This is a genomic window from Corallococcus sp. AB045, assembly GCF_003668895.1.
GTDB classification, from domain to species: Bacteria; Myxococcota; Myxococcia; order Myxococcales; family Myxococcaceae; genus Corallococcus; species Corallococcus coralloides.
Map to the genome: position 1 here is coordinate 17,885 of NZ_RAWN01000106.1, position 15,005 is coordinate 32,889.

Genomic DNA, 15,005 nt, shown 5'->3' on the forward strand with positions numbered 1-15,005 from the left:
GAAATGTCAGACCGATCCGGATAATCCACGCCCGTCCTCAGCAATTGGGGGCGGGCGCGTTCGTAGAAATGAAGAGGCGGCTTTTCCGCGGGGCCCTGCGTGTGCGCAGGTTATAGATGGGAATAGCTCGATTTTCGTGGATGTTGGTGGGCAAGGCGTGGTAATGGCGCCTCGGGCATTGCCGGAAGCGGCAAGCGTGCTCACCCTGGCCGTGGTGGATCAGGCGGGTGGAGGAATCACCGCCGGTACGCAGGGGTTTTTGAAGGAAACGGACGCCGAGCGCGGGGCCCGAGACACGGGACGCGGGGCGGACGGCAGGAAACATGAAGGTGGCGTGGGCAGGCCCGAGGGCCGCTCCACATCCGCCGCGACTTTACGAGGCCCTGCCAGTCGGCACGCGGCCCGGGGCGCTCGCCGGTAAAACTCCAAGGTGCCGGCGAGCGCTCTCTTTTTTGCCTCACAACACCGCACCCGGGCGTCCTCTGGGGTCCTCCCCGAGCGGAGGACGCACCGGGTGGGATACGGGCGTCAGGTGTCCTCGACCAGGTCGAAGCGCTGGCCCACGCCCTTGGCCAGGGCGACGTCGTAGAGGGCGCGGGCCAGGGCCACGTCCTGCACGGCGAGGCCGGTGGAGTCGAAGACGGTGATCTCGGAGCCGGTGCGGCCGGGCTTGCGGCCGGCGACGACCTCTCCCAGGGTGCCGGCGAGCTGCTCGGCCTGGATGAGCCCGTCGTGCAGCGGCACGTTGACCTCGCCGGAGTGGAGCGCCTGATCCGCGTCGTCGATGAAGACGCGGCCTTCGACGAGCAGGCGCGGATCCAGCTCCTGCTTGCCCGGGGCGTCCGCGCCCATGGCGTTGATGTGGGCGCCGGCCTGGACCCACTCACGGCGGACCACCGGAGCGCGAGCGGGCGTGGCGGAGCAGACGATGTCCGCGCCAGAGGCCTCCTGGAGGCTCACCACGCGGCCGCCCTTCTCCTTCTGGAGGGCCTCCGCGGCCTGGGCGGACACGTCCGAGAGCAGCAGCTCCAGGTCCCCGAAGAGGGCGCGGTGCGCGTCGATGAGGACGCGCGCCTGCACGCCGCAGCCCACGAGCCCCAGCGTGCGGGGCTTCTTCTTCGCCAGGTACTTGGACGCGATGCCGCCGGCGGCGCCGGTGCGCCACGCGGTGAGCAGCGTGCCGTCCAGGATGGCCAGCGGGGACGCGGTGTCCGGGTCGCTGAGCACGTACACTGCGCGCACCGTGGGCAGGCCGTGCTTGCGCGGGTTCTGGGGATGGGCGTTGACCCACTTCACGCCGGCCGCGCCGTCGAGGAACGCGGGCATGGCGCGGAAGTCGCCGTCGTACTTCGGCAGGGACAGGTACACCTTGGGAGGCATGAGCGCGTCGCCGCGGCCATGGGCCAGGAAGGCACGCTCGACGGCTTCCAGGCCGAGCTCGACGGTGTAGAGGCCGCGCAAGTCCTTGGCGCTGAGGAGGAGGGTGGGCATGGGCGCCGCTATACCCAACCGCCCCTGACCGCGTGCGTCGTGCCAGATGTGCAATGTCTGCCATTGGCCATTGTCACAATCACTACCCGGAGCAGGTAGGCAGGCGCGGATAATGGGGAAAGGCGGGTTCAGGGTAGGCTGGGGGTGATGAAGACCTCCTGGCCCACTGAAGACACGGGTTCCCAGGCGCCGAACACGGGCCACCCGACGGGTGACTCCAGCGCGCCGGAGCGTCCGCTCCACGCCACGCGTGTGGGCCGCTACGTGTTGCTGGCGCGGCTGGGCAAGGGCGGCATGGGCGAGGTCTTCGAGGCCTTTGACCCGGAGCTGCGCCGCACCGTCGCCATCAAGCTCCTGCACGAGCGGCGGCTGCCGGACGAGGAGGAGGACGCCCGCGCGCTGCGGCTGGTGCGCGAGGCCCAGGCCATGGCGCGCCTGTCCCATCCGAACGTGCTCACGGTGCACGACGTGGGCACGCACGAGGGCCGGGTGTTCATCGCCATGGCGCGCGTGGAGGGCGGCACGCTGCGGCAGTGGCTGCGTGAGGGACCGCACCCGCAGCGCCAGGTGCTGGCGGTGTGCCGGGCGATGGGGCAGGGGCTCGCGGCGGCGCACGCGGCGGGGCTGGTGCACCGCGACTTCAAGCCGGACAACGTGCTGCTGGGCCGGGACGGCGGCGTCTGGGTGACGGACTTCGGCATCGCGTCCGATGCGGGCGTGGACACGGGAGCAGGCCCCGCGGTGCCACTCGCGGCGCTGTTGGAGGGGCCGCTCGACACAAGGCTCACGGCGACGGGCGCGCTGGTGGGGACGCCCGCGTACATGGCGCCGGAGCAGTACGCGGGGCGGGGCCCGGACGCGCGCGCGGATCAGTTCAGCTATTGCGTGTCCCTCTACGAGGCGCTCACCGGCCAGCGCCCCTTCGAGGAGGGGACGCTGCGGCGCATGGCCGTCACGCTGCTGGACTCGCAGCGGGCGCCCCAGGGCGCGGTGGTGCCCCGGGTGGAGCTGGAGCCGCCCGCGCATCCGTCCGTCCCGGGCTGGGTGCACCGCGTGCTGGCGCAGGGACTGGCGGTGGCGCCGGAGCAGCGCTTCGCTTCCATGGAGGCGCTGCTGGCGGCGCTGGAGCGAGACCCGGAGGAGGGACGGAAGAAGCTCGCGGGCCGCTCCATCGCGGTCGTGGCCGGGCTCCTCCTGGGCGTGGGCGTGGCGTGGGTGCGTCCCACGCCGTGCAGCGGCGCGCCCAAGCTGTTCGCCCGCGTGTGGGGGCCCGCGCAGAAGGCGGCGGTGGCGGAGGCCTTCGAGAAGAGCGGCGCGAAGGACGCGGACGGTGCGTTCGACCGGGTGGAGCGCGCGCTGGATGCGTACGCGTCGGAGTGGAGCCGCATGCACCGTCAGGCCTGCGAGGCCACGCGCGTGACGGGGGAGCAGCCGGAGGCGCACCTCGCGCTGCGCATGTCGTGCCTGGACCGGCGCCTGCGCGCGGTGGACGCGCTGAGCGCGGAGCTGGCGCACGCGGACGTGGCACTGGTGCAGCGCAGCGCGGAGGCAGTGGATTCGCTGCGCGGCGTGTCCGGCTGCGCGAACGTGGAGGCGCTCTCCGCCGCTGTACCGCCGCCGGAGGACGAGGCGGCGCGCACCCGCGTGGAGGCGGTGCGCCAGGACGTGGCGCATGCGCAGGCGCTGCTCGACACGGGCCGATACGCGCAGGCGGTGCCCGTGGCCCAAGCAGCGGTGGAGGCGGCGCACGCGACGCGCTACCGGCCGGTGGAGGCGGAGGCGCTCCATGTCCTGGGCTGGGCCCACCACCGCATGAGCCAGTCGCGCGACGCGCGGGCCACCTGGCACGAAGCCATGGCCGCGGCCACGGCGGGACGGCATGACGAAGTGGCGCTCCAGGTGGCCACGGAGCTGGTGCTCGGATTGAGTGGGGACCCCGAGTGGTTCCCCGAGGCCCACCTGTGGAGCGCCCAGGCGCACGCGCTCATTGAACGGCTGGGCTCCGCGCCGGACCTGGAGGGACGGCTGGCCAACCACGAGGGCATCCTCGCGCTGAACGAGGAGGCGCTCGACGCGGCGGCGGAGCACTACGCGCGGGCCCTGGCCCTGCGCGAGCGAACCCTGGGGCCCACGCACGTGGACACCGCGAAGGTCTACAACAACCTGGGCATGGTGATGCTGCGCCAGGGCAAGCAGGCGGAGGCCAGCGCGCTGTATCAGAAGGCGCTCGCCATCTACGAGGAGCGGCTGGGGCCGGTGCATCCGCTGCTCGCGGGCACGCTCACCAACCTGGGCTTCGCGGAGCAGGAGGCGGGAAACCTGCCGAAGGCGCTGGAGTGGTTGCAGCGCGCGTACACGCTGCGGCAGCAGACGCTGGGCCCGCTCAATTCCCAGACATTGTTGCTGCTCCACGACATCGCGCTGGTGCAGGAGTCGCTGGGCGCGCCGGACCGGGCGCTCGCGCTGCACCGGCAGGCGCTGGAGGGCATGCGTCAGGGCTTTGGCGCGGAGAGCCGCGAGGCCATCGACTCGCTGAAGGCGCTGGCGGGCGCGGAGGAGCGGCTGGAGCGGGACGCGGACGCGCTCGCGCACTTCCAGGAGGGACTGGCGCTCCAGCGCAAGGTGCTGCCTCCGGAGGAGTTCGCGGTGGACACGCTGGAGGAGGACGTGGGGCGGCTGATGGTGGCGCAGGGCCGTCCGAAGGAAGCGGTGCCGCTGTTGCGCGCGGCGCTGGAGTCCAAGTCGCGCTCGCTGGGCGCGGACCATGCACGGACCATCCACAGCCGCACGGCGCTGGGGCTCGCGTACTTCCTGCTGGGGCAGGGCGACAGCGCGCGTGAACTGCTGGAGACGTCCGAGCGGGTGCTGGCGCCGCTGGGCTGGAACCCGGTGGACGCGGCGATGACACACTTCGCGCTCGCGCAGGCGCTCTGGAGCCAGCCGGCGGAGCACGCTCGGGCGATGACGCTCGCGAAGCAGGCCGAGGAAGGCTTCACCCAGGGCGGCTCCATGACGCGGCGCGAGCTGGCGCAGGTCAAGCAATGGATTGCCAGTCGTTGAGCGTCACGGTCATTGGATTTGGCCGTTATTGATGGAATTGCATTGAAAGCCTGGAGTGGTCTGTCTAATCCGGATTGCCTAACATGCGGCCTTGTCGGAAGGCCGGGCGCCATGCCGGCGTCCCCTCGGACAAGGAGTCATCCATGAAGCCTGGAATCGCGTTGCTGCTGTGCACGGGTCTGGCATTGACGGCGTGCGGTGGTGCGATGACGCCCGAGGAGGCTGCCGGCGAGGAGACGGCGGCGCTGGCGACGTCAGAGGCCGAGCTGGCTTCGTGTGGCACCTGGTCCGGATGGACCAACACCGGCGCGTCGAGCTGTAAGCCCAATTCCGCCTGCGGGAACTACTGGCGTTGTGAGCCGCGCCTGGCGCCGGAAGCGGCTCCGGCCCTCGACGATGGGCCGCAGCAGCGGCCGCCGGTGTGCCCGTCGGGCCAGGTGGCCGTCATGTACTACGAGCTGGGCATGTACAATCAGCAGTCCCAGTACCGTGTGTGCTTCGACTCCGCCGGCAACTACACGCACACGGAATGGCAATACCAGAATGTCTCCGGGGGGTGCAGCGGCTGCTGATCAGCTCCACCACCAGGCCGCCGCGGCGATCAGGCTCCCCGCCGCGGACAAGGCCACCCACTTGAGCCACGGTGCCTGCGAGGACGGTGACGGCTCCTCGGGGGGCCGGAACCGCTTCACGGGCTCCGGCAGTGGAGCCTGCTCCTTCACGGGAGCGGGCTCCGGTGGCCGGGACACGGGGCGCTGGGGCCTCAGCGCCTGGGTCGGCGCCTCCGAGCGCAGGGGAGCCGCGGGCTCCAACGGCAGCGTGGGCAGAACCTCCGGCTGCATCACCTCCGTGGGTGCGGGGGAGGGCGGCTCGGGCAGGGCCGGGCGGAGCCTCCGGGGCTTCGCCGGGACGCCGGCCGGGGGCTCCATCAGCCGGGATGGAAAGAGCGGGGACTCGCCCAGCCGGGCCAGCTCCGCGCGGAGCTCCTTCGCCACGGCGGTGGCCTCCGTGGGCCTGCCCTTGCGGTCCTTGGCGAGCAGGGCTTCCACCAGCGACACCAGCGACGCGGGAATCTCCGGGCGCAGCGGCGTGAGCGGCGGCGGGGCGTCATACAGCACCGACTCCATCACCGAGCGGCCGCGCTGGATGGGAAACGGCCGGCGTCCGGCGAGCAGCTCGTAAAGACAGACGCCCAGCGAGTACAGGTCCGCGCGCGCGTCCAGGACCTCGTCGCGGATCTGCTCCGGGGACATGTACGCCAGTTTCCCCATCACCACGCCGGACGTCGTCTGCGTGCCCTCCGACGTCTTCACGATGCCGAAGTCCGCGATCTTCACCGTGCCGGTGTAGGACAGCAGCAGGTTGTCCAGGGACACGTCGCGGTGGATGAGCTCCATCCACTTGCCCGACTCCGGGTTGACGAAGTGGTGCACGTACGCGAGCCCGTCACAGGCCTGCGCGATGGCATCCAGGATGGGGCCTGGCGGCAACAGCTCCGGCCGGCTGGCCGCGTGGATGTGCGCGAGACTGGAGCCCGCGACGTACTCCATGGACAGGTAGACCTGGTCGTCGATGACGCCCGTCTCCAGCACCCGCACCACGTTGAGGTGGTGCAGTCCGGCGGCGACCTCCGCCTCCCGCAGCAGGCGGCGGCGGAAGCGGACGTCGGCGGCGTGCTCGGAGTGGATGCGCTTGAGGACGACCGGCTCTTCCCAGCCTTCGCGTTCCGCGAGCGAGACGCGCCCCATGCCGCCTTCGCCAATGTCCCGCAGGACACGGTATGGCCCGAATCGCTGGACGTCGTTCATTCCGGCGCAAGCCTACCGTCACTCACGCCCGGAACGCAGGATCAGGCCCTGGGTTCGCGGCTGGACCGGGACGAGAAGTCGGCCGGCTGGGGCTCCTCTTCGGCCCCGATGCGGCCCTGGCCACTGCCGGAGTGCTTGGACCCCGAGGACCGGGAGCTATCGCCCGTCGCCACCCGGCCACGGCGGGAGGCCTCCGGGATGTCCCCGCCCAGCAGCTTCGCGAACAGGTCGCGGATCTTCTCGGCGAACTTCTCCAGGGGGGAAGACGGCTTCGACTCGGGCGCACCCGCCGCCCCGCTGTCCGGGGGCACGAAGCTGCACGAGACGGAACCCGAGTGTCCGCCCCCCATGCCCCTCGCGCTGGAGCCGGAGACGCAGGGCTGGGCCTCGCCGCCGTCGCCCACCGGGCCGCGATGGAGGCGGTCCCCGATGGAGCCGTCCAGCCGGGCCTGCGAGGCGCCACCCTGGAAACCGTCCGGAAGCTCCTTGTAGGCCTGCGCACCGTTGGAACCACCCCGGCCACCCGCGAGGATGCTCTGTCCAGACGCGCACTTGACCGGAGGCGTGAGGGGCTGCTGTTCGATCTGCGGGAGGGTCGACAGCGGGCGGGAGATCTTCATGTGGCACCTCAGGACGGAGTTCCTGGAGCCATCATCGGACCTAGCACGTTCGGAGTTTCCTTGGAGTCCAGGAAAGCCCAAGAGGCGTCTGAGATGCATTGCGTCAGCGTTCAAAGGCAGACAAGCGAATCCGCACCCACCAGAAGATTCCCGTTCCCAGGGAAATGTGGAGGGAAGGAGTGCGACAGGTATGGTGCGGCACGATGACGACCGCCCCGCGCCCCAAGAGCGTGCCTCCTGAAGCCACCTTCGATGCCTCCGCCAATCTCTGGCGATGCGGAGGCCCCAACGAGCCGCGCGAGCGCCTGTGGATCCATCCGTCGGGACTCCTGCTGCTCGCTGCCACGCGCAAGGACGGCAAGCTGGATGGAGAGATCAAATGGTCGCTCGGCATCCACGAGATGTCGGAGCACGCACCGCGCGTGGCCATGCAGGCGGCGCTCGGGCTGCCGAACGGGCCGACCAACACGATGATCGCGACGTTCGCGGACGGCGCGCTGGTCGAGGTGCGCTTCCGCCCCGGCTTCGACTTCCCGGACGAGCTGCGGATTGAACTGCGTGATGGCGTCATCGACGGCGCCGTCGAGTGGGTCGTCGGCCCGGTCGATGGGGCCCTGTTCGAGCACGCCGGCACCACGCTCCTGCACAAGATCTTCAAGGTTCCGAAGCCCTGGCCGCATCGCCTGACGGCGGTGTTCGCCAAGGGCAAGCTGAAGAGCACGACGTTCTTCGCCAAGGACGGCACGCCCCTCGACGTGAGCAAGCCCACGCTCACCGAGTGGGGTGAGACCGCCGAGGCGGGCACCCTGGCCGGCTACATCGAGCGTGGCGACTTCGCGGCCGACGCGGCGCGCTTCTTCCCGAAGGCGCCCCGCGTGTCGAAGCCCGGCAGCAAGAAGGTTCGTTCCGTTCCCGCGGGTCGTGCGCTGGACGAAGTGGTGACGGGCGGTGGCGTGCCGTCGATGACCATCTCCTTCGACTTCGACAGCTACGGCTTCGACTGCAAGAAGGAGGACCTGGCCGGTGCGAGCGACGACAAGTACGTCGGCATCGCGAGCGACGGCTCCGGCGAGATGTTCCTCCTCGACGTCACGACGGGAGCGGTCTTCCGTTACGCGCACGAGGAGGGCTCTGTCTCGCCGGCCTTCGCCTCACTCGATCAGCTCGCCTTCTCGCTCCTCAGGGTCGAGGCGGCCGCGAAGAAGCTGATCCCGAAGGCGAAGGTCTCGGCGTTGTTCAAGCGGCTGGACCTCAAGGTGGCCACCGCCCTCCTGAAGGAATACTGAGCGCGCGGTCCCGGGCTGTGCGGAGGAGGAAGAACGGCGCACTCAGTCCGGCCGGAGCGGCCTCGGGGCCCGGGGGAGATCTTCACGGCGCACCTGGAAGGGCGGAAGACGTCCCACAATCATCGCCCGGGGCCTGTCCCGGTTTTCCTGTGTTGCGAGGAAGACACGGAACAGGCCCTGGAGGGCATGACGCGTCAGGCTATTGGCTCAGCGGAATGGCCCACAGCGAGAAGCCTGGTGCGCCGGGCAGGGCGCGGAAGAAGACCTGTCCTCCCACGCGGGTGAACGCAGCCGCTTCCGCCGGAGTCTTGTTCGCGGTCAGGGAGTCCACCGCGTGGGTGCCCTGGACCGTCCCGTCCGTGACCCAGACATTGCCCTTCGCGGAGAACAGCAGGCCGCCGGAATCCAGACCGAAGAGCGGTGAATGGAACACATCCGGCCGGGTGAGGCCGGAGGACAGCTGACGCGTGCCCTCCGCGGTGCCATCCGTCACCCACAGGTCCACGTCGCGAGGCGTCTGGACCGTCGCGCCCAGCGTCCGGGCGAAGTAGATGCGGCCGTCCACCGTCACCGCGTTGCGGAGGCCCGGCACGGCCTTCGGGTCGTCTGAGTAGGGATTGGGGAGGACGGCGACGCCCTGCTTGGGCCCACCGGCCATTGGCAGCCGCCAGAGCTTCGAGTGGCCGTCCTCGGTGCGTGTGAGCACCGTGGCGAAGCCTCCGGCGACGCCCAACAGTTGGCCGTCCCGGCCGAAGGCATCCAGCCGCAGCGTGCCGGCCTCCGTGCCGTCTGTCTTCCAGACCTCCAGGCTGGGGCCCTCATCGGTGAGGGTGAACACCACGGTGCCGTCCACGACCTGGGGCGGGAACAGGGCCACGTCCGCGGACGCATCCAGCCGCTTCAGCAGCCGGGTGCCGGACGCGGTGCCATCCGTCCGCCACAGGCGCGTGCCGTTCACCGCGTCCTGGAGGACGAAGAGCAGCGTGTCCTCCACCCGCTGGGTCCACATGATGGTGCGCTGGTACCGCCCCGGGATGCCGAAGTCCTTCACCTGGACCGTCCCGGCGGCCGTGCCGTCGGTGCGCCACAACCGCACGCTCTCCTCGAAGTCCTCCGTGAGGAACACCCGTGTGCCGGACGTGGGAAGCACGTCGCCGTAGGGGGTGGTGTAGCGGCCGAAGTCCATCACCCGGACTGTTCCGGCGGCCGTCCCGTCTGTGTGCCACAGCTCCGTGCCTCCCTGGCCGGCCGGTGCGTTCCGGAAGAAGGAGAGCGACCCGTTCAGGACGCTGAAGCCACCTCCGCCCGAATCACCTGGGCCCGGCGTCAGGTCCGCGACGGGCCGCGTGCCTCCCTCCGTCCCATCGCTCACCCAGAGCTCCCAGCCGAGCGCCGGCTCGAAGCAGTGGAAGAATAGCCGTGAGCCCACCGGTGTCATGCGGCCGATCCTCAGCCCGCCCAGGATGGCGTTCGTCGGAGGAAATGCCTTCACCACGACAGTGCCCGCCGTCGTCCCGTCGCTCTTCCACAGGGCGATGCGTTGATCCTCCTCCTGGACGACGAAGTAGAGCGTGCCCGCCACGTCCGTCAGCAGCTCGGGGCGGGGCTCCTTGTCCAGCCGGGTCCCGGGAGTCCGGCCGGGAGGAAGGACCTGCTTCACCTCCCGCGTGCCCCACGCCGCTTCCATCCGCGCATGGACTTCCGCCCCATCGCGCAACGGCTCCGGACCCACCGCCTCCGGTCCGGCACCGCACCCCAGCACGCTCCCCGCCGCCACGACCCACCACCACGACCTCGTCCGCATGTCTGCCTCCCCAGCCCCCAGATGCGAGGAAGGTGCTTCGGGGCGGACACACGGCGAGCTGCCCTGCGGGTCAATGCGGCTGCTTGAAAGACAACGGAGGCTACGCGGGAGCGGCGGGTGTGCCCTGGGGCAACGGGAAGGCCGGCCGCTGTCGGCGACCGGATGGAGCGCTGCCCGCGCGGACACGCTCGTGACGGTGAGCTGTGCGGGAGACTGCGGCTTTCACGTCGGGGGGCATATGCGTTGGATGCTTGGGCTGTTGCTACTTGTCAGCTGCGCGTCAGCTGGAGTGCACCGGCCAACGCCCGAGGAGGTGTGGCGGGAGGCGGGAACGACGGCAGCGTGTCGCGATGACACGCACGACGTCTGCACCGCGGTGCTGTGCGCCGGCGAGGGCTGCGCGCTGTACCTCTGCGAGGACCTGGTTCCCGGGCGCGTGGTGCGAACGCGGGGCGCCACGGTTGCACCACTCCTCGTCGCGCCCGGCAGTGGCGCGCAACGCAACTGGGGAAGTGCCCAGGGACTTCCAGGCGGTGCGCAGCCCATCATGGTTTTCCGCTGGCACAGGCGAGAGCCGCTGCCCAGCGAGTTGCGTCGGCAGCAAGCGATAGAGGAGTGGGCCCGTCGGCCGAAGGAGCGGCACCACATCTTCCCCCAAGCCTTCGAGCGTCGCTTCGCTCGCAAGGGCATCGACGTCCACCAGTACGTCATTGCCATTGATGCGGAGCTACATCACAAGATTCACCGCGGCGAGGCAGGCGGGCCGTGGAATCGCGAGTGGGAGGAATGGCTTCGCATGAAACAGGACCGCGCCAGGAAGGCGGAATACTTCGAGCAGGCGTCGGCCATGATTCAGAGGCACGGCCTCTTCGGCCTGACGATGACGTACTGGCAAGTCGTCGACCTGAGTCCCCAACCTGTGAGGGGTGACTGATGCGGTACTACGAGGTGCGCGCGTCGCAGGGGCCATGGCGTTGGAGCGGGAGCTACGACGCCGAGCACCGCTGGGTGCTGCCAGGGGTGGACTGTCCACGCTGTGGCACCTGGGCGGGCGCGGGCGCGTACCCGACGGTGGACTTGAGCGGAACGGGGGCACTCGCAAAGGAGCTCGAGGAGACGCTCTGGCCGACGACGGTGGCCGAGTACCGCCGGATGGCGGCGGCCATCACGCCCTTGGTGGCGGTGGACCAGGAGGTGACGCCAGGCTGCGCCTTCGGGCCGCTTCGGGGCACCGCGTCCGGTGACTTCGGTCCGCTGACGGCGTGGCCTGGCTGGCAGCTGCTGGTGCGCGAGGACGCCCGGGCGGCCTTTCGCGAACTGCCGCTGCAGGGCGTGGACGCGGTGCCTGCCCAGCTGCAGGGGAGCGGGGGACAGCTGTACGAGGTGGAGGCGCGCCCTATCGGCCGCGCCCACCACGCCTCGGTGACGCCGGACAGCCCGTCCTGTGACTACTGCGGCCACCAGGGAGGCTTCAGCCTCGCCACCGACTGGGCGCTGGACGCGGCCACCGTGCCATCGAGCGACGTGTTCCGCGTATGGGGAACGGGGGTGATGGTGGTCTCCGAGCGCTTCGCCGTCTCGATGGACAAGCTGGGCCCGAGCGACGTCGAGTTCCGCGAGGTGCCACAACGCTGACCAGGCCTTGGCAGCACAGACGTCCACGGAAGGAGGGATTCGGGGACAGGAGCTCTCGCTAGCGGGCGTCCACGCCAATCACGTCGCGCACGGAGGCGAAGCCGTCCCGGGCCAGCAGGGCGCCCAGCTCCGGGAGGATGCGGTCCACCATGCCCGGGCCCTCGTAGATGAAGCCCGTGTAGACCTGCACCACGGTCGCGCCCGCGCGCAGCTTCTCGTAGACGTCCTGCGCGCTGAACACGCCGCCCACGCCGATGAGGGGCAGGGCGCCCTTGCCGCGCTGGTACGCGCGGCGGATGACGGCGTTGGACAGCTCGCGCACCGGGGCGCCGGACAGGCCGCCGGCCTCCTTCGAGTGCTTGTGCTCGAAGGGGCGGGTGAGGGTGGTGTTGGTGGCGATGAGCCCGGACAGCCCGCGCGCCATCGCCACGTCCACGACTTCATCCACGGCCTCGGGCGTGAGGTCCGGGGCGATCTTCAGGAACAGCGGCGTGCCCGGGGCAACGGCGTCCATCCGTTCGCGCACGGCGAGCAACAGCGCGGACAGCGCCTCCGGCTCCTGCAGCTTGCGCAGGCCCGGCGTGTTGGGCGAGGACGCGTTGACGACGACGTAGTCCCCCAGCGGCGCGAGCGCGTCCACGCACGCCACGTAGTCGTCCACCGCGCGCTCCAGCGGCGTGTCCTTGTTCTTTCCGATGTTCACGCCCAGCGGGCCGGGCTTCCACGAGCGGGCCTTGAGGCGCTCCGCCGCGGTGGCCGTGCCGTGGTTGTTGAAGCCCATGCGGTTGATGACCGCGCGGTGCTCCGGCAGGCGGAACAGGCGCGGCTTCGGGTTGCCCGGCTGGGGCTTCGGCGTGACGGTGCCAATCTCCACCGCGGAGAAGCCGCAGGCGAACAGCCCGTCCACGGCCTCCGCGTCCTTGTCCAGCCCGGCGGCGAGCGCCACCGGGTGGGCGAACTTCAGCCCCGCCAGCTCCACGGACAGGTCCATGGGGGCGCGGCTCAGCGTGTGCTCGCGCATCGCGCGGCAGCGGGCGTTCCACTTCCCCAGGGCCGCGAGCCCCGACATGCCCAGCCGGTGCGCGGGCTCCGGGGGCAGGCTGAAGAGCAATGCGCGAGTCAGGCCGTACATGCGTCAGGCCGGGATGAAGGACGCCTCGCGCGCCCACGCGAGTGCCTGGTCCACCTGCTCGGTGGAGAGCAGGCCGTTGGACTCGACGATTTCAATCTCCCGCCGCATGTCCGTCTCCAGCAGGTAGGGGCCGTCCGTGTTGATGGTGAACTTCACCTTGCGGTCCCAGAACGTCTGCATGATGTGCTTGAGCTCCTGCAGGTCCGCCACGGCCTTGGTGTGGATGTTGGACGTGGGGCACAGCTCCAGCGTGATGTTGTTCTCGCGCAGGACCTTCATCGCGGACTCGTCGTACGCGGCGCGGATGCCGTGGCCGATGCGGTTCGGCTTGAGCTTCTCCACCGCCGCCATCAGGCCGCCCGCGCCCGTGCCGGCCGTCTCGCCGGTGTGCACGGTGCACTTGAGGCCGCCCTTGCGCGCGCGGGCGTAGAGGTCCTCGTACTCCGCGAGCGAGGGCTTGTGCTCCATCGCGTCGCGCTCCGTGCCGGCCAGGTCGATGCCGTACACGCCGCGCGAGCGGTACTTGATGGCCTTGTCCACGATGATGCTGTTGAGTTTGTGGTCGAACTCGCGGGCCAGGCAGAAGATGAAGCCCACCTTCACGCCGTACTCCAGCACCGCGCGGTCCATGCCCCGCAGCGCCGCGTGGATGATGTGGTCCAGGTCCAGCTCGCTGGAGAGGTTGCGCTTCATCGGGTTGAAGCGCAGCTCGATCTGCGTGACGCGGCTGCCCCGGTACTCCTTGCCAATCACCTCGTAGACCGAGCGCTCGATGGCGCTGGGAGAGGATTGGATCTTCTCCGTCCAGGTGTGGAGGATCTTCAGGTAGTCGTCGAGGCTGCCCACCTTGCCCGGACGGGAGGTGATCAGTTCGACGAAGTCGAAGTAGTTCTTGACGGGGAGCTTGAAGCCCTGCTGGTGGGCAATGGACCACAGGATGTGCGGGGCCACCGCGCCACCCACGTGGATGTGGAGGTCAATGAGGTCGCGAACCATGGCGGCATGTATGCACAGCCACGGCCACGCGTAAAGCTATCGGCGCAGCAGCACGTAGACGGCGCCAGCCCCGCCGTCCTGCGGACGGGCAGTGGAGAACGCCAGCACCATCCGCTCCAGCCGCTTCTGCGACAGCAGATCCCGCACCGCGTCCTTGAGCACCGGGATCTGATCCTTGGAATTCAAACCGCGCCCGTGGACGATGAGCACGCAGCGGCGCTTGGCGCGGCGGCTGTCGGACAGGAAGCGCTCCACGGCGGCCTGGGCCTCGCGCTGCGTCTTGCCGTGGAGGTCCAGCCGGTCCTGCACGGAGAAGTCGCCCCGGCGCAGCGAACGCAGCAGGTTGGGGTCGGTGCCGGGGGAGGCGCCCTCGAAGGACGCGTCCGAGCCGGTGAACGACAGCGGCCCGTCCACGGCGACCAGGTCGGAGAGCTGGGCGAGCGCCTCCGCGTTGTCGTCGATGAGCTCCGGCAGGCGCGGGTTCGTCTTGGGGGCTTCACCGCGATGGGTGATCTGCTGCACGCCGTCCATGGCGGAGAAGAAGAGGCCCACGTCGTCATCTTCCGGGCGGGCCTTGGAGTCCTTCGCGGGCTTCTGCACGACGGCCTTCTTCTTCGCGGCCTCCACGGCGGCGGCGGCTTCCTTCTCCTGCTTCTGCTGATCCTGAAGCGTCTTGATGGCGGACTTGAACGGGTTGTTCTGGAACTCCGCTTCCTTCTTCTTGGGGGGACGCTGGCTCATGGGATTCCTGTCTTCTAACCCGGGCTACAGGCCGCGCAGCCTGCGGATTTCCTCGTAGGCGTCGCGGACGGCCTGGAAACGGCGGGCGGCCTGCTCGGTGGCCTTGGGCGCGAGGTGGCTGGCCTTGTCCGGGTGGAAGCGGGCGGCGAGCTTTCGGTAGGCGCTCTTCACCTCCGCGTCGGTGGCGTCCGGAGGGAGGCCCAGCGTCTGGTAGTGGGCGGTGGCGTCGCCCAGGTGCAGTTCGGCCAGGGCCTGGACCTTGGCGTCGGGGACTTCCAGGCCTTCGGCCATGCGCTTCAGGGCCTCGCGTTCGGAGCGCTGGAGGGGGCCGTCCGCGAGCGCCATCTCATAGAGCGCGTCCAGCAGGCGGAGCCGTTCGCCCGAAGGCAGGGAGTCCAGGCAGGAGGCGAGGGAGGCGGGGGCGTCCAGGGA

The 15,005-nt window shown here is 70.1% G+C and carries 13 protein-coding genes; 5 read left to right on the forward strand and 8 right to left on the reverse strand.

Annotated elements, in window-relative coordinates:
• Positions 1 to 528: 528 nt before the first annotated feature.
• Positions 529 to 1,491, reverse strand: a complete 963-nt coding sequence (locus D7Y21_RS23850; protein ID WP_121715908.1) for an ornithine cyclodeaminase family protein — start codon at positions 1,489 to 1,491, stop codon at positions 529 to 531.
• A gap of 147 nt (positions 1,492 to 1,638) precedes the next feature.
• On the opposite strand from D7Y21_RS23850, the gene D7Y21_RS23855 reads away from it, so the two are divergent.
• A complete protein-coding gene (locus D7Y21_RS23855; RefSeq protein WP_121715910.1) occupies positions 1,639 to 4,551 on the forward strand; it encodes a serine/threonine-protein kinase in 2,913 nt (970 codons plus the stop codon).
• Between the two features lie 143 nt (positions 4,552 to 4,694).
• Positions 4,695 to 5,123 carry a hypothetical protein gene (locus tag D7Y21_RS23860; protein WP_120566010.1) on the forward strand — a complete coding sequence of 143 codons (429 nt, stop codon included), beginning with the start codon at positions 4,695 to 4,697 and terminating at the stop codon, positions 5,121 to 5,123.
• On the opposite strand, the gene D7Y21_RS23865 is transcribed toward D7Y21_RS23860, so the two are convergent.
• On the reverse strand, positions 5,124 to 6,359 hold the full coding sequence (locus tag D7Y21_RS23865) for a serine/threonine protein kinase (RefSeq protein WP_121715912.1): 1,236 nt from the start codon (positions 6,357 to 6,359) through the stop codon (positions 5,124 to 5,126).
• A gap of 41 nt (positions 6,360 to 6,400) precedes the next feature.
• Positions 6,401 to 6,979 carry a hypothetical protein gene (locus D7Y21_RS23870; protein WP_121715914.1) on the reverse strand — a complete coding sequence of 193 codons (579 nt, stop codon included), beginning with the start codon at positions 6,977 to 6,979 and terminating at the stop codon, positions 6,401 to 6,403.
• A gap of 203 nt (positions 6,980 to 7,182) precedes the next feature.
• On the opposite strand from D7Y21_RS23870, the gene D7Y21_RS23875 reads away from it, so the two are divergent.
• Entirely contained in the window at positions 7,183 to 8,265 is a 1,083-nt protein-coding gene (locus D7Y21_RS23875; protein WP_121715916.1) for an SMI1/KNR4 family protein, read from the forward strand.
• A 199-nt stretch (positions 8,266 to 8,464) separates the two neighbouring features.
• On the opposite strand, the gene D7Y21_RS23880 is transcribed toward D7Y21_RS23875, so the two are convergent.
• Positions 8,465 to 10,069: a hypothetical protein gene (locus D7Y21_RS23880; RefSeq protein ID WP_121715918.1), complete on the reverse strand. Its 1,605-nt coding sequence runs from the start codon at positions 10,067 to 10,069 to the stop codon at positions 8,465 to 8,467.
• Positions 10,070 to 10,316: 247 nt separating this feature from the next.
• Between D7Y21_RS23880 and D7Y21_RS23885 the strand changes: the two genes are divergently transcribed.
• A complete protein-coding gene (locus D7Y21_RS23885) occupies positions 10,317 to 11,003 on the forward strand; it encodes a TIGR02269 family lipoprotein (RefSeq protein WP_233591814.1) in 687 nt (228 codons plus the stop codon).
• On the forward strand, positions 11,003 to 11,704 hold the full coding sequence (locus D7Y21_RS23890; protein WP_120566015.1) for a double-CXXCG motif protein: 702 nt from the start codon (positions 11,003 to 11,005) through the stop codon (positions 11,702 to 11,704). The genes D7Y21_RS23885 and D7Y21_RS23890 overlap by 1 nt, the downstream gene beginning before the upstream one ends.
• Positions 11,705 to 11,762: 58 nt before the next feature.
• Here the strand turns inward: D7Y21_RS23890 and D7Y21_RS23895 are convergent, their stop codons facing one another.
• From D7Y21_RS23895 to D7Y21_RS23910, 4 genes are all read right to left on the reverse strand, one after another.
• Positions 11,763 to 12,836 carry a quinone-dependent dihydroorotate dehydrogenase gene (locus D7Y21_RS23895; protein WP_121715920.1) on the reverse strand — a complete coding sequence of 358 codons (1,074 nt, stop codon included), beginning with the start codon at positions 12,834 to 12,836 and terminating at the stop codon, positions 11,763 to 11,765.
• Between the two features lie 3 nt (positions 12,837 to 12,839).
• Entirely contained in the window at positions 12,840 to 13,832 is a 993-nt protein-coding gene (gene add / locus D7Y21_RS23900; protein WP_121715922.1) for an adenosine deaminase, read from the reverse strand.
• Between the two features lie 36 nt (positions 13,833 to 13,868).
• Positions 13,869 to 14,573, reverse strand: coding sequence for a Smr/MutS family protein (locus tag D7Y21_RS23905; RefSeq protein WP_121715924.1), 705 nt, complete (start codon positions 14,571 to 14,573; stop codon positions 13,869 to 13,871).
• 24 nt (positions 14,574 to 14,597) lie between these two features.
• Positions 14,598 to 15,005 (reverse strand): DnaJ domain-containing protein (locus D7Y21_RS23910; RefSeq protein ID WP_158627341.1); only part of this gene is annotated, 408 nt, incomplete at its 5' end.